Source organism: Rosettibacter firmus, from assembly GCF_036860695.1.
In the GTDB taxonomy this organism is placed as follows: domain Bacteria; phylum Bacteroidota; class Ignavibacteria; order Ignavibacteriales; family Melioribacteraceae; genus Rosettibacter; species Rosettibacter firmus.
Genome location: NZ_JAYKGJ010000002.1, coordinates 306,031 through 327,172 on the forward strand (window position 1 = coordinate 306,031; position 21,142 = coordinate 327,172).

A 21,142-nucleotide genomic window follows, 5' to 3' on the forward strand; every position below is an offset into this window, starting at 1 on the left:
AGTCACTTATAGACAGAGATATTTTAGTGTTATTTTAATAATTAATATTGTGAAAGTCTCAATTTTCCTTTTCAACACTTCTTGCAAAAATATAGTCTATATTTTTTAGCATTAATTCCGGATTAAAAATTTCATCAAGTTCTTTATTAGAGAGATATTTTTTTATTGTATCAGTATTTTGTAGTTCATCCTTCAGATTCTTTGATTTATCCTGCCAAACATTCATAGCTGAGTTCTGAACTAATTGATAAGCTTCTTCGCGTGTCATCCCTTTTTCGACTAGCTTTAATAATACTGTTTGGGAAAAGATTAATCCTCTTGTTAAGTTAAGATTTTTTAACATGTTTTCGGGATAGATAATTAATTTATCTATTAGATTTATAGCTAAATTAAGTGCATAATCAAGAGCAATACAACTATCAGGAATTATTATTCTTTCTACTGATGAATGTGAAATATCCCTTTCGTGCCACAAAGCAACATTTTCAAGTGCAGCTATAGAGTTTGCTCTCAATAGACGAGCAATGCCAGTTATTCTTTCGCTAATAATCGGATTTCTTTTATGTGGCATTGCAGAAGAGCCTTTCTGTCCCTTAGAAAAATATTCTTCTGCTTCAAGAACTTCTGTTCTTTGAAGATGACGAATCTCAATAGCAATTTTTTCTAATGATGTTCCTATAATTGAAAGAGTTGTTAAAAATTCTGCGTGTCTATCTCTTTGCACAACTTGAGTTGCAACTGGCTCAGGTTTTAATCCTAAATTTTTACAAACATATTCTTCAACTTCAGGCGATAGATGTTCAAATGTACCAACTGCACCGGATATTTTTCCAACACTTATAGATTCAATAGCTTTGTTCATTCTTTCAATATTTCTTTTTGCTTCTTCGTACCACAATGCAAATTTTAATCCCATTGAGTATGCTTCTGCATGAACTCCATGACTTCTTCCAACGCAAAGAGTTCTTTTATGTTCTAAAGCCCTTCTTTTTAATACATTTTTAAGTTGTTCTAAATCATCAAGTAAAATTTCACCAGCTTTTTTCATTTGATAGGCAAGTGCTGTATCTAAAATATCTGAAGAAGTCATTCCATAATGGATGTGACGTGATGAAGGTCCAACATTTTCTGCTACATTTGTTAAGAAAGCAATTACATCGTGTTTGGTTGTTTCTTCGATTTCTAAAATACGATTTATGTCGAATTTAGCTCTGGATTTAATTTCGTCTAAATCTTCTTTTGGAATTTGGTCAAGATTATATCTTGCTTCGCAGGCTAAAATTTCAATTTTAAGCCAGGTTTCGTATTTAAATTGATCTTCCCAGATTTTACCCATTTGGGGACGAGTATAACGAGGAATCATCTGCGCTCCAGTTTCATTTTTTTTGTAAGATATTTATTGTCTCTTAATATTTTTACTTCGATTACATCATTTGGTCTAAATTCTTGAAGAATCCCAATCAATGTATTTTCATTATTAACTTTAAAATTATTTATCCCAAGTATTATATCATAAACTTGAAGGCCAGCTTTTTGAGCGGGTGAATTTTTTGCTACTTGTGTTATAATAACTCCGTGTGAGCTTTTCAGATTATAAGCTTTTGCAATTGATGGATCAATTGTCTGTACACTTAATCCAGTCCAGAAATTTCTATCGATTTTACCATTAGATTTGAGTTCATTTATTATTCTTTTGATTTTATTAACAGGAATAGCAAAACCCACACCTATATTTCCAGCGGAACCCTGAGTAGTATAAATTAAAGTGTTCATACCAATTAATTCTCCGTTTGAATTGACAAGTGGTCCTCCACTATTTCCTGAGTTAATTGCAGCATCTGTTTGTAACATATCAACATAGTATCTATTATTTGCAGCGCCAAGATTCATTCCTTTAGCAGAAATAACTCCAACTGTAACAGTAGGTTGATCGTTAATATCGAATAAACCAAATGGATTGCCTAAAGCAATTACCCACTCGCCAATTAAAATATCATCGGAATTTCCCAGTTTAATATATGGAAGATTATGTGCATCAATTTTTAATAGACATATATCTGATGCCTGATCTGTTCCAACAATTTTTGCTTCGTATTGTGAACCATCTGTTAATGTTACAATAATTTCTACAGCATTTCCTGCTACATGATCGTTTGTTAATATGTATCCATCTGGAGAAATAATTGCACCTGAACCAAGACTTCTAATTTGCTGATTATAAACACGATCACCAAAAAATTGTCTAAAGAATGGATCTATTGAAAAAATATCTCGATACTGTCTTATTTCTATAACATTGATTCCTACAACAGCAGGACTTACCTGAGCTACTGTTTTTGTTATTATGGTTTCTCTTTCATTGGAAATATTTTGATTTATTTGTTGTCTTTGTAAAGTATTAATTACTGTAAAATTATCATCATTGAATAATGAACTAAAATAATTATCATGAGAGCCGTGTTTAGTTATTAAAAAAGCAAAAAGTGCAGACGTAATAATTAGTGTCGTTGCAGATGATAATATAACAATTTTCCATTTATTCATTTTCTTTTTCCCTCGTCTTTAAATTTTGCCTGGCAAAATATTCTTTAATTGGTTTAATGTGCTTTATTAAAATAATTAATAACATTAACGAAACCAGTATACTAAATTCTAAATTTGAATTTGCGGAAGGATTGGTATATTTATTCATTATTTCTGAAGAAGAAAATGAAAGAGCTCCAGTTAATAAAGTTGCACTGAAATTTCCGAAATGAATATTTCTTCTAAATGCATACGAAATTAACCACAACAAAATCCATATTCCTAAAATTGGTAGCGATAATAAAGATGCTCCACCTGCTGCAGTAGCCAGACCTCTACCACCTCTAAACTTTATCCAGAATGAAAAACAATGGCTAAATACTGCCCCAATTAAACTTATCATAATTATTGAGAATTCATTTCCAAATAAATTTTTCACAATATACACAGTTAAAAAGCCCTTAAGAAAATCAATAATAAATACCAGTAAACCAAGTGTTCTGGATTGAGTTACTTCAAATGAGTTCATTGCTCCAACGTTACCAGTGCCTGCTTTTGTTATATCAATATTTTTAATCTTTTTAAGAATTAAATATGCTGTTGGGAATGAACCAATGATTATACCTATTAGAGCGCTAAAAATGTATGACATAATTTATCTCAAAAGTTTGTAAGCAAATTTAATAAAAAATCATTTATTAATTTTTATAGTGCTTTATAATGATATTTTCTGAAAGTATAAATTTATTTTAATCCAACAAAAAACTTAAATCATTTGTTTGCAGTTCAAATAAAATTATTAAATTTGATTTTATAAAAAATATTAACGGAGTAAATAAATGATTAAATATATTGGCAGATTTAATGTAGTTCCATCACTGCCACCTAAACTGGAACCATTACGAGAGATAGTTTATAATTTATACTGGACATGGCATTATGATGCTATAGATCTTTTAAGAAGATTAGATCCTAAGTTATGGGAAGAAACTTATCACAATCCTGTTTTAATGCTTGGCAGGATTAGCCAGGAAAGATTAAATGAAGTAGCTAATGATGATAGCTTTATTTCTCATATGAAACGAGTTTTTGATCAATTGAAAATTTATAAAGAAGAAAAAACATGGTATCAAAAAAATTATGGTTATGATAAGGAAAATGTAATAGCTTATTTTTCTGCTGAGTATGGATTAACAGAATCATTACAAATTTATTCAGGGGGACTTGGAGTACTTGCTGGTGATCATTTAAAATCTTCGAGTGATTTAGGATTACCTTTAGTTGGTGTTGGTTTGTGTTACAAAGAAGGTTATTTACAACAATATTTAACATCTGATGGCTGGCAGCAAGAAAAGTATGAAATTACAGATTTTTATAATCAGCCAATGACACTTGTAATGAACAACGATAAAACACCTCTAAAAATTGAATTAAATTTTCCAGGAAGAAATGTTTATGTTCAAGTATGGAAAATAATGGTAGGTAGAGTTCCGCTTTATTTATTGGATACAAATGTTCCCGAAAACAATGAAGAAGATAGAAAAATTACTCGCACTCTTTATGGTGGTACAATTGAAACAAGAATTCAACAGGAAATTGTTTTAGGAATAGGTGGAATTCGTGCATTATATGCTATGGGAATTAAACCACTTGTTTGTCATATGAATGAAGGACACTCAGCTTTTCTTGCACTGGAAAGAATTCGTCTTTTAATGCAACAATATAATCTTTCTTTTGAAGAAGCCAGAGATATTAATTTTTACTCAAATGTATTTACTACTCATACTCCAGTTCCTGCAGGAATTGATATATTCCCCAATGAATTGATTGAAAAATATTTTGGTAACTATTACCGTAATGAATTAAAAATTAGTGATAAAACTTTTTATAGTCTTGGTACTATTATAAAAGATAAACCACCAAGTAGTTATAATATGGCTCATCTTGCAATGAATATGGCAGGTTTTGTAAATGGTGTAAGTAAACTACATGGTAAAGTATCAAAAAAAATGTGGCAAGCAGGTTTTATTGATATTCCGTTTGATGAAATACCTATTGACTACGTAACTAATGGTGTTCATACGCATTCACATTTATCGAATGACATGCAAGAATTGTTATATAGATATTTAGGTGAAAAATTTATGCGTGATCCATCTGATAAAGAAATATGGAATCGAATTGATGATATACCTGATGAAGAATTATGGCGTACACACGAAAGAAGAAGAGAACGTCTCGTTGCTTTTGCCAGAAATAGACTAAGAAAACAGATAATCGAAAAAGGTGGTTCTGTTTCAGAAATTAATGCTGCTAAAGAAGTTCTTGATGCACAGGCTTTAACTATTGGATTTGCAAGAAGATTTGTTGCTTATAAAAGAGCAACCCTTATATTTCGCGATATAGAACGATTAGCAAGTATTTTATGTAATCCAAATTATCCAGTTCAAATAATTTTTGCCGGGAAAGCTCATCCAAGAGATGAAGAAGGAAAAAAGATCATTCAAGAAGTAATTGCACTAAGTAAAGAACCTCACTTAAGAAAAAAGATAGTATTTATTGAAAACTATGATATGAATATTGCAAGATATATGGTAGAAGGATGTGATGTATGGCTTAATACTCCACGTCGACCACTCGAAGCAAGTGGAACTTCTGGAATGAAAGTAATTGCAAATGGTGGATTAAATTTTAGTGTCCTCGATGGTTGGTGGGACGAAGCATATGACCACGATGTGGGCTGGAAAATTGGGAATGGTGAAGAATACGATAATCCCGGCTATCAAGACGAAATTGAATCGAGATTAATTTATGAAATACTTGAAAAAGAAATTGTTCCATTATTTTATACTCGCGGCGAAGATAAATTACCTCGGGGCTGGATTAGTATGATGAAAAATTCTATGAAAAAATTAGGACCAATTTATAATACACACAGAATGGTTCAAGAATATGCTCAAAAATTCTATTTTAAAGCATACGAAAAAAGACTGTATTTGATGAACAATAACTGGAAAAAGGCAAAAGAATTTACTGCATGGAAACAAAAAGTTATTCAAAACTGGGATAAAGTTAAATTTGTTAGTATTTCTGAAGAACAAAAAGGAGTTGATTTAAAAGTTGGTAATAAATATCAAATATATGCTGAAGTTGAACTTGGAGATTTGACTCCAAATGATGTTGATGTTCAAATTTATTATGGTAAAGTTGATAATGGCTCAGACCAGTTAACAAATTATGTGAATATGGTATACGTTCCTAAAAAACAAAAATCAAATGTTTATTTTTATCGTGGCGAAATTGATTGTAAACATACTGGACAATTCGGATTTACATTACGCATTTTGCCAAAACACGAATTGATGATTAGTAATTTTGAATTAGGACTTATTCGTTGGGCTCAATAAATTTAAGGTGGATATGTTTTTAGAAACTCTTGATTTAAGAATTAATGATGTTATAATTTATTCGAAAAATCAATTTAACTTTCATGATAATTTTAAAATCATTTATAAAAATGAAAAAATAAAAAGACCCTATCCAATTAACTACTTTGAAGTGTGCAATTATATTAAAGATCCATCTCCCAAAAATTTAATTGTCTATAGATTATTAACAAATGTTAATGATTTAAATGCATATACGACCAAGTATGGATATTTTATTAAGATTAATGATGAAATTGAGCTCGTATACTTTGATCCTGTTTTTGCAATTAAAGACTTGCACCATCTTAAGTTTAATTTTGATCCAGAGCTATTTCGTTTTAGAATTCAGCAGATTGGATTGACTTCTATAACTCGCTGGGAAAAAGAACCAAACTTTGCAGAAATTTATAGCTTCGATTTAACTGCAGTTGAAACACAAACACAAAACGATAAAATTTTTGTTGATGCAATTTTCGCTTTCGATGAAACTTATAATGATGAAGAATATAATAACACAGATTTTTCAGTAAAATCGAAAACTAATTCTGTAATCGATGATACCGCTGATAATGGTGGTCTCAATATTGTAAAAGAAGATAGTGAGATATCGAAAAGAAATCTTGATAATTTTAGTAAACCTAATACTCCATCATCAAATGAATTTCAAATTTTGAGAGAAGAAATTATATCACTTCTTAAACAGGCTTTAGCATTACCAGAAAACCATACAACATCAAATTTGACAAATAAAAAAGAAGTGGATATTAAGAAAGATGAAATTCATCATGGAAATAATTTATTGGATTTATTCAAAACATCAAGAACATTGAATCTTGATAAATTACAAAGGGAAAATATTATACTAAAATTAAGTAAATCATAGTTTTTTTATTTTCATATTTTTTTTATAATTGGAATAAGTTTTAATACATTTTTGCAGAAGGGCATATTCATTTCTACACAAAACAAAATATTCTTTTAAAAAATTATATTATCGATAAGTATTTTTGTATGCCTAATAATGTGGTATGTCTTTTATAAATTACAAAAGTCTATAATAATTTTTTTATTTATTAAAAAGTGGGGCAAATAAATGAACTATAAAAAAGAATTACTTGAGAAAATCAAATCAAAGAAAGCAGTAATAGGAATTATTGGAATGGGATATGTTGGTTTACCATTAGGATTGACATTTGCAAAAAAAGATTTTTTTGTTCTTGGTTTCGATATAGATGACAATAAAACTGTCTTATTAAATTCAGGAAAGAGTTACATAAAACACATAGATGCAAAAATTATTAAAGAATTAGTAGATAAAAAGAAATTTGAAGCAACAAGCGATTTTACAAGATTACCAGAATGCGATGCTATTATTATTTGTGTACCAACTCCATTAAACGAACATCGTGAACCAGACATGACATTTGTAGAAAATACAGCAAAAACCATTCAAAAATATTTAAGAAAAGGTCAATTAATTTCACTTGAAAGTACAACCTATCCTGGTACAACAGAAGAATTGCTATTACCATTATTTGAATCTGCTCCAAATGTTAGATTACCAATAACAAACTCGAGCGAGTTTATTACAAACAATCAAAAATTAATTGTTGGTAAAGATTTCTTTCTTGCATTTAGTCCAGAGCGAGAAGACCCTGGAAATAAAGATTTTTCAACCAGTACAATTCCTAAAATTGTTGGTGGCGTTACAAAAGCATGTCAGGAAGTTGCAGTTTCTCTTTATAATCAGATTGTTACTAAAACAGTACCTGTATCATCACCAAGAGTTGCAGAAGCAGCTAAGCTACTGGAAAACATTTATCGATCCGTTAATATTGCATTAGTTAATGAATTAAAAATGGTCTTCGAAAAAATGAATATTGATATATGGGAAGTAATAGATGCTGCTAAAACAAAACCATTTGGATTTCAGGCATTTTATCCTGGACCTGGTCTTGGGGGACATTGTATTCCTATCGATCCATTTTATCTTACATGGAAAGCTCGAGAATATGAAGTTAATACTAAATTTATTGAATTGGCTGGAGAAATTAATACATTTCAACCTTATCATGTTGTTGAAAAAGCAATTGAAGTATTAAATGAACATCATAAAACATTGAAAGGGAGTAAGATTTTAATACTCGGAGTTGCCTATAAAAAAAATATAGATGATATGCGTGAATCTCCTTCTTTGAAATTAATTGAAATACTAAGAGATAAAGGGGCAGAAGTTGATTACAACGATCCATATTTACCTAAACTACCGCCTACAAGAAAATACAAATATGATTTAATTTCTGTTGAATTAAGAAAGGATTTAATCAGGTTGTATGATTTATTAATCTTAGCTACAGATCATGATGATTATGATTATGATTTTATTCGAAAACATGCTAAACTTATACTTGATACTCGTAATGCATTTAAAATCAAGGGATTGAAAGAAGACAATATTTATAAAGCTTGAAAATGGAGATTTATATAATCACGAAATTATAAAACTAATAATCAAGAAAAGATATGTATAATTTTGCTATAACTGGAGTTGCAGGTTACATTGCCCCAAAACATCTACAGGCAATCAAAGAAACTGGAAACAATCTTGTTGCTGCATTAGATCCACATGATTCAGTTGGAATTTTAGATCAGTATTTCCCAGATGCAAGTTTTTTTGTTGAGTTTGAAAGATTCGAAAGACATCTTGATTTATTAAGAAGAAAATCTGATTCCGAAAGAGTTCATTATCTCAGCATTTGTTCACCAAATTTTCTTCACGATTCTCATATTAGATTGGCTCTAAGAATTGGTGCAAATGCAATATGTGAAAAACCAATTGTTCTTAATCCATGGAATCTTGATGCTCTTGAAAAAATTGAAAATGAAACTGGTAGAAAAGTTTTTACTGTATTGCAATTAAGATTACATCCTTCAATACTGGAATTAAAAAATAAAGTTGAAAATGAAATTAGAAAAAATCCTGCTTTTAAATTTAATATCACACTTGATTATATAACTTCAAGAGGATTGTGGTATGATTTTTCGTGGAAAGGAGTGTTAGAAAAATCAGGTGGACTTGCAACAAATATTGGTATTCATTTCTTTGATATGCTTATATGGATTTTTGGTGAACCACTTCATAGTTCTGTAATTCAAAATCAAAAAAGATCGATGCGAGGAGAACTGGAATTAAAAAATGCTAATGTTAAATGGCATTTATCTATTAATTATGAAGATTTACCAGAAATTGCTAAGAGAAATAATAAAAGAACATTTCGTTCAATTAAAATTAATGATGAAGAATTTGAGTTTACAGAAGGTTTTACAAATCTTCATACGCTCGTTTATAAAAACACACTTGATGGAAAAGGATTTTCAATTAATGATGCTCGTCCTTCTATAGAACTTGTATATAAAATCAGGAATAATATAAATTTTTGATTGATATCGAATTTTATTTGTTAATACACACGATTAAAAATTTATACTAAGTTTCTACTTTAAAAATTGAATCAAGAACTGTCCCATCCACCCATTTAACAATTGCAACAACTTTTGATTTATCGAATTTTGGTTTCTCTGGTTTTCCACCACAAATTTCATAAACTTCTTTTTGGATTTCTTTAATAGTGCGGAGAGGTAGCGAAGATTTTTTTACTTTATTTATTAAATCTTTTCTTCTTGGATTTATAGCAATTCCACGTTCTGTTATAATAACATCAATTAATTCTCCAGGACCACATAATGTAGTAACTTCATCAACTATGATCGGTATTCTATCTCGAAATGATGGAACTGCAAGAATTGTGCATTTAGCAAATAAACAATTTTGCCATCCACCAATACCATGAAGCAAATATCCATCTGAATGTGTAACAACATTAGCATTGAAATTAATATCAACTTCGGTTGCACCAAGAACTACTGCATCCACTAAAGTTGAAAAATTTCCTTTTGTGTGGAAATTGTAGCTTGTGAAGGGGGATGTCATAATATGATTTGGATTTTCTCTCATCGAACGAACACCTTCAAGATCAAAAGTTTGACCATCGAGAATATAATCTGTTAATCCTTCTTCGAGTAACACTACAAGATATTTTGTAGAACCTCCACGCACGAATCGAGCTTTAATACCTTTTGATTTCATCTTTTCTTTTAAGAAAGGAATGAATGCAAGGCTTGTGCCCCCAGCTCCAGCTTGAAAAGAAAATCCATCTTTAATTATTCCTGCAACATCTAAAAACTCTGCTATGTATTCAGCAATAAGTAATCTATCTGGACTTTTTGTTATTTCAGTTGTACCACTCACAATTTTTGAAGGATCTCCGAGCGATTCAACTTCAACAACATAATCAACATTATTACCTTGAATCTGCCAAGGTATACACGGGAAAGGTACAAGATTATCAGTAACTACTATTACTTTATCAGCATAAAGTGAATCAGCTAATGCAAAACCCAATCCACCAAACGCAGATTTTCCATAAAGTCCATTAGCATTACCAAATTCATCTGCTGTTGGAGCAGCAATTACAGCAATGTCGATGTGAACTTCGCCATCTTGAATTGCTTGATATCTTCCACCATGTGATCTTAAAACACCAATACCTTTCATTTTTCCTTCACTTACAAATTTTCCAAGAGGTCCATTCATACTTCCTTCTATGTGATGAATAGTTCCATCTTCAAGATAAGGTATTAAATGAGAATGAACAGGAAATGATGCACTGGGGAACCATCTTAGATTTTTTATTCCCATTGAATGAATGACATCGAATAAATAGTTAGTTAAAGTATCGCCATCTCTTAAATGGTGGTGTGTTGATATTGTCATCCCATCTTTTAATCCACACTTCTTTAAAGCTTCTTTTAAGTTTTTAACTACTTTATTTCCATTTGCAGGATAATCTATACAACTACTAATTTGAGGAGCTGCTTTTTTACCAGATGGTTTATATTTATTTACACCTTTAAAAGGGATTTGTGATACTCCATTAACTTTATCGGGGACCAATCTTCCTATTTCATTTTTAATAAGTTTCATAATTTTCTAAAATTTATTGATTACTAATTTTCTTAAAAAGGCTAATTATTTTTTTGTAACCATTTCGGTTCAAGCAATCCATATTGAATTGCGAATTCAATAGTTTTTTGTGCCCGTTTTACTACTGGAGCATCAATCATTTTACTTCCTAAAGTTGTTACACCAGAGCCTTTCTTTTTTGCTTCTTCAAATGCAAGTGTAATTTTTTTTGCTTTTTCAATTTCATTTTGAGTAGGAGCAAAAGCTTCGTGAATAATTTTTATTTGGCGAGGGTGTATACAACCTTTACCTTCAAAACCAAGTGATTTTGCTTCTAATGTACTTTTTCGTAAACTTTCCATATCATTTACATCAGAAAAAACAGAATCAATTGCCTGAATGCCTATAGATTTTGCTGCGTTTACAATTGCACATCTTGCATAAAAACTTTCTTTGCCTTCAAGAGTTCTTTCTACTCCTATATCTGCAGTATAATCTTCTAATCCTATTGTTAATGCACAAATTAAATCTGATGCTGTTGCTATTTCTTGAAGATTTTCAATTCCCATTGCACTTTCAATTATTGGAAGAAGGTAAATAGTATCAGAAATATTATGCTGAGTTTTTATAATATTGATTTCTTCTTCTACATCTTTTACTGTAACAGATGATTCGCATTTAGGGATTAATATAACATGAACATTATGAGGAATTACAAAATGTAAATCATCCAAGCCTTCAGGTAATTGATTTATACGAACCATACGTTCTGCACCATAAAAATCAACTGAGCGAAGTGCATTTCTTACAAGATATCTTGCATTGTTTTTTTCTGAAGGAGCTACACTATCTTCAAGGTCAAGAATAATTGCATCAGGTTTATGTAAGCCAGCATTTATAAAAAATTTTGGTTCGTTGCCTGGTAAATAAAGTCTACTTCTTCTTATACTATCCTTTTCGGTTTTATATAAGTTGTTTTTATTCATAGGGAATAAAAATTCTCGAGTATCATCAGGGAATAAACTTTTATACGCTGCTTCGAATCGAGCTGCAATTGTAAATGGAAGTGCACCATAATCATCAACAAATATATCTGCATGTTTCAAATCAAAGAATTCGCACATTTCATAAATTAAATTTCTTATGCTTTCTCCGTACAGAGATAGAACTTTGCTTTTTATCGATAAATTTAAACCGCTTCTAATGGTAGGTTTAATTTCTATGTAGCAATCTGAACGAATATTTTCACCATGTTTACCTGCAAATCCAATATTAGCTTTTTTTTGTTTCATTGTATTTGTTGTAAAATTTATTGTTATTAATTTGTTGATTTATTTTTACAAAACCAACTTGTTCATAAAATCTTTTACAAGCATATTGTCACAATTAAGTATCATCTCTTTAATTTCATTTTGTCTTTCTGAATTTAATAAACCATCAGTTAAAGAATTAAATTTTAGTTCCAGTTCACTAATAGTCATAGGTTGTTTTGGATGACCTTTTGGATATTCAAGATATTCGTGAAATTCTTTTCCACTAATTGTTTTTATAATTACTTCAGCAGGTTGTTTTTCAGGAAACATTTTTTCAAAATCTTCTGAAGGGATGCCTTTAATTTTATCAATAATTTTCCATATTCTTTCATCTTTCAATTTTTCTTCTGAAAAAGTGCTGGTTGTAATTTTTCTATCTACAATTGCTGCTGCAATACAGTAGGGAAGAGAATGGTCAGCAGTTTCTCTCGAAGTTGGTCGATATTTATTTTTATCGAAAAGAATATCACAAACTCTTGCTATTGTTTTAATTGTTACTGATTCGATTTCATTGTAATCAATGTTATTTTTTATTACAGCATTTAATGTAGCAGATATTGGTGTATGCGTTAAAGCTTCTGTTGGAAAAGCTTTCATGCTGCATTCTAAAATTTTGAAATTTTCTCCAAGATTATTTGTTAATTTGTTTAAATCCCATTTCCATTCGCCATATTTTTCTCTACCTGGAATCATAACTGGTTTTACGTTTTGGTTTAAATAATCCCATCCAAATAAACAATCCATTAATCCTTCTTTACCTTCGAAAATTAGTTCTGGTCCTGTAAAACCCTGCCTGGCAAGAAGAGCTGCAAAAACACCACTTTGGACTGCAATGGGGTCAACAAAGTTTTTCATCATAGTTAATTTTCCTGATGCAGGAGCTCCAATTGTAAAATTATGTGATGCACTTATTCCTATTGCATTTATCATTTGTTCTAAACTTAATCCTAAAACTTTACCAGCGACTATTGGCGATACAAATTGTGTAAGTGTTGCATGATGCCATTTCCTTTCCCTTATACCAGGTATTGCAAATTCGCATAATCTTTGTTCAATTTCGTAGCCAATTACTATTGCTGTTAAAATATTTTGCATTGTTGCATTAATAATTTCACCAGCAGAAAGTGCAGCTGGAATTAAATCAGAAGGATGCGAAGGATCTTCTTTCCAGTATATATCATTAAAATCGAGCGAACGAATCATAAGAGAATTAATAAGAGTTGCATTTATAGCAGGAATTTTTTCACCAAATGCAATTATTGTTGATTCTTCTTTCCCTCCCATATTTACTAAAACATTGTGCACTATGTTAACATCTTTTGTATTGTATGCACCAAAAGCACATCCAATAGAATCATACAAAAATCGTTTTGTTGTTTCTATAACAGGTTGAGGTAAATCATTATACCTAAGATTAATTGCAAATTCGGAGATAACACGTGATATGGATTTTTCCATAGTGTTAATCCTTGTTATTGATAAAAGTAGTTATTTAAGTAGCTATTTGTTCTGCCAGTTGGTTTCGTATATTTTAGGGAAATTGAGGAATGGGAAAAAGTTTTTAGAAATGTTTATTGGATTTTTTAGCATGTATTATAATGTTCAAAATTTCTATTATGAAATTATTTCTTTATTGCTTATAAAGCAATCTAAATTTTTTAAGTAATCAAGTTTAATTTAACCCAGTTTTCTAAACCTCCAGCTATTATTAATTCTTGTGCAGCTTTTCCAATTGGACTTATCGAATATATTTTTTCGTTAACTTGAATTATAGATTTTTCAAAATTAATTATAGCATTTAATCCCGTCTTGATTGTTAACTTATCTGAACCAAATTTCTTTTTTAAATCTTCTACAAGTTGTGGGCATTCAATTGTTAAAAAGCCATTGTTAATAGCATTTCTTTTATATGTTTCATTAAAAGAGCCAGCAATAACAAGTTGTATACCTTTATACTTAAGTGCTGTAGCTGCTTGTTCACGTGAACTACCTGTTCCAAAATTATAGGCTCCAACTAAAATGTCCCCTTTTTTAACTATGTTCTTAAATTCAGGATCATAATTTTCCATTACTACATTTGCCTGTTCTTCTGGAGTCATATCATCATTATAAGTGTATTTGCCTGGATAAATGCCATCAGTATTAAGATTGTTTTGTGGACAAAAGATTAATTCTCCTGATATTGTGCGGGGGAATCCTTCAATAATATGAATAGTAGAAGTGTCTGAATCATTTTTGAAATTAGTTTTTATTTCTCCTATAATATTTTTTCTTGGTTCATTCCATTCATAATTTATATATCCACTAATAGCAGAATAAGCTACAACTGCAGGCGAAGCAAGATATGCAATTGCATTCGGTGAACCCATTCTTCCTTTAAAATTTCTATTCGTAGCAGAAATACCTACTTCGCCATCTTGAAGTAAACCTTCACCTAATCCAATGCAAGGACCACAACCAGGAGGTAAGGGAATTGCACCAGCTTCAATTAAAGTTTGCCAGTAACCAAGTCTTTCACTTTCTTTTTGTACTTCACTTGAAGCTGGACTTATATAAAATTTCACATGTTCAGCTACTTTCTTGCCACGTATTATATTTGCTGCAGTTGCTATATCTTCTAATCTTGAGTTAACACAGGAAACCAGATATGCTTTATCAATTTTTATTTTTTCTTTTTTAATTTCAGAAATCGGGAGCATTTGTTTGACTGTATTTGGACCAGATACATAAGGTTCAATAGAAGATAAATCCAGGATTAATTCTTTTGAATAGTGTGCATCTTTGTCAGCTTTTAAATTTTCTAATTCTTCTTCTAATTTTTTAATTCTTTTTTCATTAAAACGAGGATGAAAACCATTCCCATCAATATCTGAAGTTACTCCTTCTAAGCCTCTATTTTTTATAAAATTAGAACGATTTTCTAACCAATTCATTAACACATTATCAACAGGGAAAACAGCTGCAAGCGCACCCCATTCAGTAGACATATTTGCAATTGTTAATCTATCATTAATATCAAGATATTGGACTCCTTCGCCAGTGAACTCAATAGCATGATTGAGGACTTCATCATTATTAAAGTAACCACAAAGGACAATTATAACATCTTTGCCTGTAACACCATTTTGTAGATTTCCTCTTAATTCTACTTTTACAATGGGAGGAACTTGCCACCATGTTCTACCAGTAGCCCAGATTGCAGCAGCATCGGTTCGTACAATTGGAGTTCCAAGGCATCCTACTCCACCATACATATTTGAGTGACTGTCTGAAGCAACAACCATTGTTCCGGGCCATGCATAACCTTCTTCAATCATAATTTGATGTCCAATTCCTCTTCCAGCTGGATAAAAATCTGCTCCCATTTGTTTTGCAAATTCTTCGATTTTTCTATACTTCTCTAAATTCTTTTCGCTTTTATTTTGAATATCGTGATCAAGTGCTATAACAACCTGACGAGGATTGGCTAATTTTTTTGCACCAATGCTTTTAAACTTTGGGATTACAGCACCGGTATTATCATGTGTCATTACATAAGCAGGCTGTATAGAAATATAATCTCCACTATGAATAGTTTGATTGGGATTTAAACCAATAGCATGTTTCTGTACAATCTTTTCAATTAATGTTTGTGGCATAAAAATTAATAAGTAATTTTCTGATAAATAATTTATTTAAAAATGTCGAAAGAGACAAAATCTGCATGATGAACAATAATTGATTCAATGGTTCTTTTACCTAAATCACCTTCTTTTGAATGTGTGGCAATTATGTGTTGAACTTCGTAAGGTAAATTAAATCTTGATGCAATTGCTAACCCACTAAATGGATGACGAATTAAATCTCCAGCTTTACTTGTTTGAATTTTTCCATCAACTTTTTCGTATTCAATTAATTTACCAACATCAATTAATATTGCACCTGCAATTAAATAATCCATATTAATATTAATAGATTCGCCAAAATTGTTTTGCATAATTCTGGCAATTTCAACAGCTAATTGAACGCAGGTTCTTTTATGGTTAATGAATGAAATTTTACAATCTTTTATAAGTAATGTAAAAGGTATAGTTTTTAAATCTTCTGGATTGATATTTGAGTTATTTAAAGCAAACTCCCAGCATGCAATAACTTTTTCTTGAAGACTTATATCTTTAATCCAGTTAATTTCTGGCCAGAGTTCTAAAATTTTCTCTTTCATAAAGAATTTTCAAATTATTTATCTATTGCAAATTCCTTTTGATTTTTTCTTAATACTTTTGAAGCTTGAATTGCAAGTATGATTGATAATATGAATAATAAAAATGAAACAAATGAAAGTGTAATGTTTAGTGAAACTAAATTATTATAAAAAAGCATTAGCAACGAAGTAAGTGTAACAGCGAACATGAAAATCATTGGAATCATAGTAAATTTTGTATCAACTTTAAGATAAGAAACCCAAACAGTTAAAGCTAATAAAGCTATAGCAGCCAGTAGTTGATTTGCACTACCAAATACAGGCCAGATACTCATAGATTGACCACTAAAAGTCAAAGCAGCACCAAATAAAACAGTAACTCCAGTTGCAACATATCTATTATTAACAAGAATACTTTGTTTTTGTGTTTCATTCCGTTCGAAAAATTCCTGGAAGGAATATCGAGCCAATCGAGTTGCTGTATCGAGAGAAGTTAATGCAAAAGCAGATACTGCTAAAGCTGCAAAACTTTTAGCGAAATCTGTTGATATATTCAAAAAAGGAATATTATGCATGAAGTTTGCTATTCCTTCTGAAAAAGCAGCAACAGCTCCTTTGGTATTTAATGTTTCTAAAAATTGTTCTTGATTTAAGGAAGCAACTGAAAGTAGTGATAATACAGCTAACAATCCTTCAATCAACATTCCACCATAGCCAATAATTCTTGCATCGGTTTCTTTATCAAGTTGTTTTGCAGTTGTTCCACTTCCAACAATTGAATGGAAACCGCTGATAGCTCCACAGGCAACAGTTACAAAAAGAGCAGGGAAGAGATAACCAATTTTGTCTATATTAAAATTTGTAACAGGTGCTAAGTGAATTTCTGGAAGAGTGAAAAATAGACCAATAATTCCTGCAATCATCAATCCATATAAGAAAAATGAATTCAGGTAATCTCGTGGTTGAAGTAATATCCAGACTGGTGTAACAGATGCAAGAAAAATGTAGATTAATAAAATTATAATCCATGTATTTTTATCTAAAGAGATGGGGAAGATATATCCAAGATATATGCATACAGAAAGAAAAATAATTCCTATTAAGCTCGATAATCCTAAAGGTGCTTTGAATCGATAGACACTTAATCCAAATATTATTGCTAAGAAGATAAATAGTGTAGATGAAGTTCCGGAACTTGGGATATGTGTAAATGTATCTGCTACTATTAGAGTAAATACTGCAATAACAAGAATTAGAGTAGACCATGTAAAAATTAAAAAAAGTTTTTTCCCACTTATGCCGATGTAATTTTCAATTATTTGTCCAATTGATTTTCCTTTGTGACGAATAGAAGCTATTATTGTTGTGTAATCATGAACTCCACCTATGAAGACTGAACCAGCGAGAATCCAGATATAAACAGGAATCCATCCAAAACTTGCTGCAATAATGGGACCAACTATTGGTCCAGCTCCAGCTATAGAAGCAAAATGATGTCCCAGCAGAACAGGTGATTTAGCTGGGCAGTAATCTACACCATCATACAGTGAGTGGGCTGGGGTTATATTAGAGTTGGATACATTTAATTTTTTAGCAATGTATTTACCATAAAAATTATATGCAGTAATAAAAGATAAAATTGCAAATAATAAAATAAATACTCCGCTCATAACTACCTCAATAAATTAGATCAAAAAATATAATCAAGTAATAATTTGAAAAAATTCTTTTATGGATACTATCAATTTTTTTCTAATTATAAATTTTCAATTACTGCATCTGTCATCTGTTGAGTAGAAGCAGCTCCTTTTTCAAAAACATCCGGGCCACCTTTTAATTTTAACATATCATATGTTCTTACTTTTCCTTCTTCTATAACTTTTGAAATAGCATTTCTAATTTTTGTAGCTATTTCATTTTCACCAATATGTTCTAACATCATTACAGCACTCATAAACATAGCAATTGGATTAACTATGGATGGATTTAATTTTTCGTATTTAGGTGCCGAACCATGAGTTGGTTCGAATATAGCGACATCTTCTCCAATATTAGCACTGCATGCAAAACCAAGACCACCTACTAAACCAGCAAAGCCATCACTTATTATATCACCAAACATATTTTCTGCAACAATCACTCCATAATCTTCTGGATTTTTGGTAAGCCACATCATTTGAGCATCTATATTTGTATCCCATAATTCAATTTCTGGATATTCCTTTGCAATATCTCTGGCAATTTTAAGCATCATTCCAGAAGTTTCTCGTAACACATTAGGTTTTTCGCACAAAGTAACACTTTTGTATCCATGTTTACGTGCATATTCAAATGCTGCTTTTATAATTCTTTCAGTAGCTTTTTTTGTTACTATTCTTGTTGAGATAGCCATTTCTTCGCTGGGTACATGTGCAAAAGCTTTCATTTTGGGATGTGTTTCGAGTGCTTCTCTAACTTGCTTTGGTGGATTTGTCCACTCAACTCCTGAATAGAGTCCTTCAGTATTCTGTCTGAATATAACTACATTTATAAAAGGTTCTTCGTAAGTACCATCAATTTTTTTTCTAATAAAATTCAGTGGATTTCCTTTAAATGAAATACATGGACGTATACAAATATCAAGATTAAAAATTTGTCTTAAAGAAACAATTGGTGAAAAATAAACATACCCTTTACCCTGTAATGATGGATCTAATTCTTTATCTGCAGCATCTTTGGGTTTACTTGTGATTGCTCCAAATAAAGCTATTTTATGTTTTGCGATTAAATCAATTGTTCTTTGTGGAAGAGCATTTCCTTCTTTACACCAGAATTCCCAGCCAATATCACCCCAAACATATTCGGCTTTGAATCCAGCAGCATTTAATAACCTTATAGCTTCTGGCAATACAATTTTACCTATGCCATCTCCAGGAAGTGCAACTATTGTTCTCATTAATACTCCAAAAAATGTAAAACCTGATACTTAACTTATTGATGTAAATTCTATTTGGCAAACGAAAAGTTTATATTGGAGATCTTTTATTTATAAAGTATTTATAAAGATTTTTCTAATTGTTTATAAATGTTATAAGTTTTATCATCAAAACAACAAAAGATCACTTTTTCTATTTCGGGGTGAGCAGATAAAAATTCTTTTACTGTTGTATAAGCTATTTTAGATGCTCTTTCTACAGGAAATCGGTAAGCACCTGTACTTATTGATGGGAAAGCTATTGTTTTTATTCCATTTTCGATTGCCAATTTTAATGAATTTTTATAACAGCTTGATAGTAACTCATCCTCATTATTATTTCCTCCTGTCCATACAGGTCCAACTGTGTGAATAACAAATTTGGCAGGAAGATTATATCCTTTAGTGATTTTTGCCTGACCTGTAGGACATCCATTCAACTTTTTACATTCTTCGAGTAATTGTGGACCTGCTGCACGATGTATAGCTCCATCTACTCCACCACCACCTAATAATGTGGTATTCGCTGCATTAACTATTGCGTCAACTTTTAGTTTTGTAATATCTTCTTTGATTATTTCAATTCTGGAATTCATAATCATATAATTTTTTATTCCATTAAAAAAATAATGAAATAAAAAAATTTTGTAAACTTTGATATGTATAAAAAATAGTCAAATTCTCAAGATGAAACTAAGATAGCAATTCATCGATTTGAAATTAATCCATTTTTATATTCCGATTCTGGCATAATGTTAGAATGATAATTTCTATAATGAATTCTCTTTTATATGGAAATAATAGATATCATATTTTATGGTTTGAAGATACTTACCGCACTGCTCATAATGGTGATAATTATTTCTTATTTCATTTCAAAGCTAAAAAAAGAAAAGAATAATGAGAACATATCTGGTAATAAGATAAAAAATACTGATCCGTTACCTGACTACAATAAAATTTATTTACATTATAAAGTTGACCAATTTAAGCCACATGAAATTAAGTATGAAAAACCTGATTATTCAGATTTTAATTTAAGATATATCACTAACAAACCTGTTATAATAAAAAAGAATAACATTTATGAAAATAACTCATCATATTCCAGAACTAAAGCACGATATACAATTATCAATGAAGAATTAAAAAGTAGAAGTAAATCAATAATCAATTTTTATTAATCAGAATTTATTTCCACTTCTTTCTGTCATCAATTCTAAAATTTAGAGTTTATTTCCTGATTTTTTATTATAATTTTAGAAAATTATCATTTATAATTTTAAGTTGTTCTTTATATTTATTTTTTTGAATGTTTATTTAAGAGTATCAACTTAGGTTGAATTGTCATACCAATTAATTGGTGGTTAAGTTAGGTGAAAAAGTGTTTTAATAAAATTTTTATTGATTTAAAAAGTCATGGTTACATTGAAAGATGTTATTAAGTATATTTACATTTTGTTTTGATAAGAATTGCTAAAAGAATTTTTTTTATTAAATTTGAACCCGAAAAATTAAAGGAGGATTTATAACTTTCTTTTTACCATTATTCAAATAATTTGAAGGTTTACTATTTCTCCCTTTAAAAAAAATATATCCGGATTTGTATTTAAGACTATTTTAATTCCAGTTATTCTAATAAGCTTTCTAATAGTTGTTGGTTTTACCAGCGTTTCAAATAATCAGTACTCCAACCTGATTTTATTTGATGCTATCTTTAAT

At 30.3% G+C, this 21,142-nt stretch carries 16 protein-coding genes; 5 read left to right on the forward strand and 11 right to left on the reverse strand.

The annotated features are described in order from the left end of the window. Positions 1-58 precede the first annotated feature (58 nt). From purB to VJY38_RS08240, 3 genes are read right to left on the reverse strand one after another with little or no spacing between them, the layout of a single operon-like run. Positions 59-1,363: an adenylosuccinate lyase gene (gene purB / locus VJY38_RS08230; RefSeq protein WP_353680211.1), complete on the reverse strand. Its 1,305-nt coding sequence runs from the start codon at positions 1,361-1,363 to the stop codon at positions 59-61. After that, the gene (locus VJY38_RS08235) at positions 1,360-2,544 is read right to left on the reverse strand and encodes a S1C family serine protease (RefSeq protein WP_353680212.1); all 1,185 of its coding nucleotides are present in this window, start codon (positions 2,542-2,544) and stop codon (positions 1,360-1,362) included. Before VJY38_RS08235 ends, purB begins: the two co-directional genes overlap by 4 nt. Further along, entirely contained in the window at positions 2,537-3,175 is a 639-nt protein-coding gene (locus VJY38_RS08240; protein ID WP_353680213.1) for a glycerol-3-phosphate acyltransferase, read from the reverse strand. The genes VJY38_RS08235 and VJY38_RS08240 overlap by 8 nt, the downstream gene beginning before the upstream one ends. Positions 3,176-3,362: 187 nt before the next feature. Here VJY38_RS08240 and glgP point away from each other — a divergent pair, with 187 nt between their 5' ends. From glgP to VJY38_RS08260, 4 genes are all read left to right on the forward strand, one after another. Continuing rightward, positions 3,363-5,930: an alpha-glucan family phosphorylase gene (glgP, locus tag VJY38_RS08245; RefSeq protein ID WP_353680214.1), complete on the forward strand. Its 2,568-nt coding sequence runs from the start codon at positions 3,363-3,365 to the stop codon at positions 5,928-5,930. A gap of 13 nt (positions 5,931-5,943) precedes the next feature. Continuing rightward, positions 5,944-6,834 carry a hypothetical protein gene (locus VJY38_RS08250; protein ID WP_353680215.1) on the forward strand — a complete coding sequence of 297 codons (891 nt, stop codon included), beginning with the start codon at positions 5,944-5,946 and terminating at the stop codon, positions 6,832-6,834. A gap of 210 nt (positions 6,835-7,044) precedes the next feature. Beyond that, positions 7,045-8,421 carry a nucleotide sugar dehydrogenase gene (locus tag VJY38_RS08255; RefSeq protein WP_353680216.1) on the forward strand — a complete coding sequence of 459 codons (1,377 nt, stop codon included), beginning with the start codon at positions 7,045-7,047 and terminating at the stop codon, positions 8,419-8,421. A 53-nt stretch (positions 8,422-8,474) separates the two neighbouring features. Beyond that, a complete protein-coding gene (locus tag VJY38_RS08260) occupies positions 8,475-9,392 on the forward strand; it encodes a Gfo/Idh/MocA family protein (RefSeq protein ID WP_353680217.1) in 918 nt (305 codons plus the stop codon). Positions 9,393-9,438: 46 nt separating this feature from the next. Here the strand turns inward: VJY38_RS08260 and citF are convergent, their stop codons facing one another. From citF to VJY38_RS08300, 8 genes are all read right to left on the reverse strand, one after another. Continuing rightward, positions 9,439-10,995, reverse strand: coding sequence for a citrate lyase subunit alpha (gene citF, locus VJY38_RS08265; protein ID WP_353680218.1), 1,557 nt, complete (start codon positions 10,993-10,995; stop codon positions 9,439-9,441). Positions 10,996-11,036: 41 nt separating this feature from the next. Next, entirely contained in the window at positions 11,037-12,266 is a 1,230-nt protein-coding gene (locus tag VJY38_RS08270; RefSeq protein WP_353680219.1) for an aldolase/citrate lyase family protein, read from the reverse strand. Positions 12,267-12,311: 45 nt separating this feature from the next. Continuing rightward, positions 12,312-13,745: an MmgE/PrpD family protein gene (locus VJY38_RS08275; protein WP_353680220.1), complete on the reverse strand. Its 1,434-nt coding sequence runs from the start codon at positions 13,743-13,745 to the stop codon at positions 12,312-12,314. 200 nt (positions 13,746-13,945) lie between these two features. Continuing rightward, a complete protein-coding gene (gene lysF / locus VJY38_RS08280) occupies positions 13,946-15,925 on the reverse strand; it encodes a homoaconitase (protein WP_353680221.1) in 1,980 nt (659 codons plus the stop codon). A gap of 32 nt (positions 15,926-15,957) precedes the next feature. After that, the gene (locus VJY38_RS08285; protein ID WP_353680222.1) at positions 15,958-16,488 is read right to left on the reverse strand and encodes an HDIG domain-containing metalloprotein; all 531 of its coding nucleotides are present in this window, start codon (positions 16,486-16,488) and stop codon (positions 15,958-15,960) included. A 14-nt stretch (positions 16,489-16,502) separates the two neighbouring features. Continuing rightward, entirely contained in the window at positions 16,503-18,137 is a 1,635-nt protein-coding gene (locus tag VJY38_RS08290) for a carbon starvation CstA family protein (RefSeq protein ID WP_353680223.1), read from the reverse strand. Positions 18,138-18,223: 86 nt separating this feature from the next. After that, positions 18,224-19,402, reverse strand: coding sequence for an isocitrate/isopropylmalate dehydrogenase family protein (locus VJY38_RS08295; RefSeq protein WP_353680224.1), 1,179 nt, complete (start codon positions 19,400-19,402; stop codon positions 18,224-18,226). A gap of 101 nt (positions 19,403-19,503) precedes the next feature. Then, entirely contained in the window at positions 19,504-20,016 is a 513-nt protein-coding gene (locus VJY38_RS08300; protein ID WP_353680225.1) for an O-acetyl-ADP-ribose deacetylase, read from the reverse strand. 195 nt (positions 20,017-20,211) lie between these two features. Here VJY38_RS08300 and VJY38_RS08305 point away from each other — a divergent pair, with 195 nt between their 5' ends. Beyond that, positions 20,212-20,604: a hypothetical protein gene (locus VJY38_RS08305; RefSeq protein ID WP_353680226.1), complete on the forward strand. Its 393-nt coding sequence runs from the start codon at positions 20,212-20,214 to the stop codon at positions 20,602-20,604. Positions 20,605-21,142 lie beyond the last annotated feature (538 nt).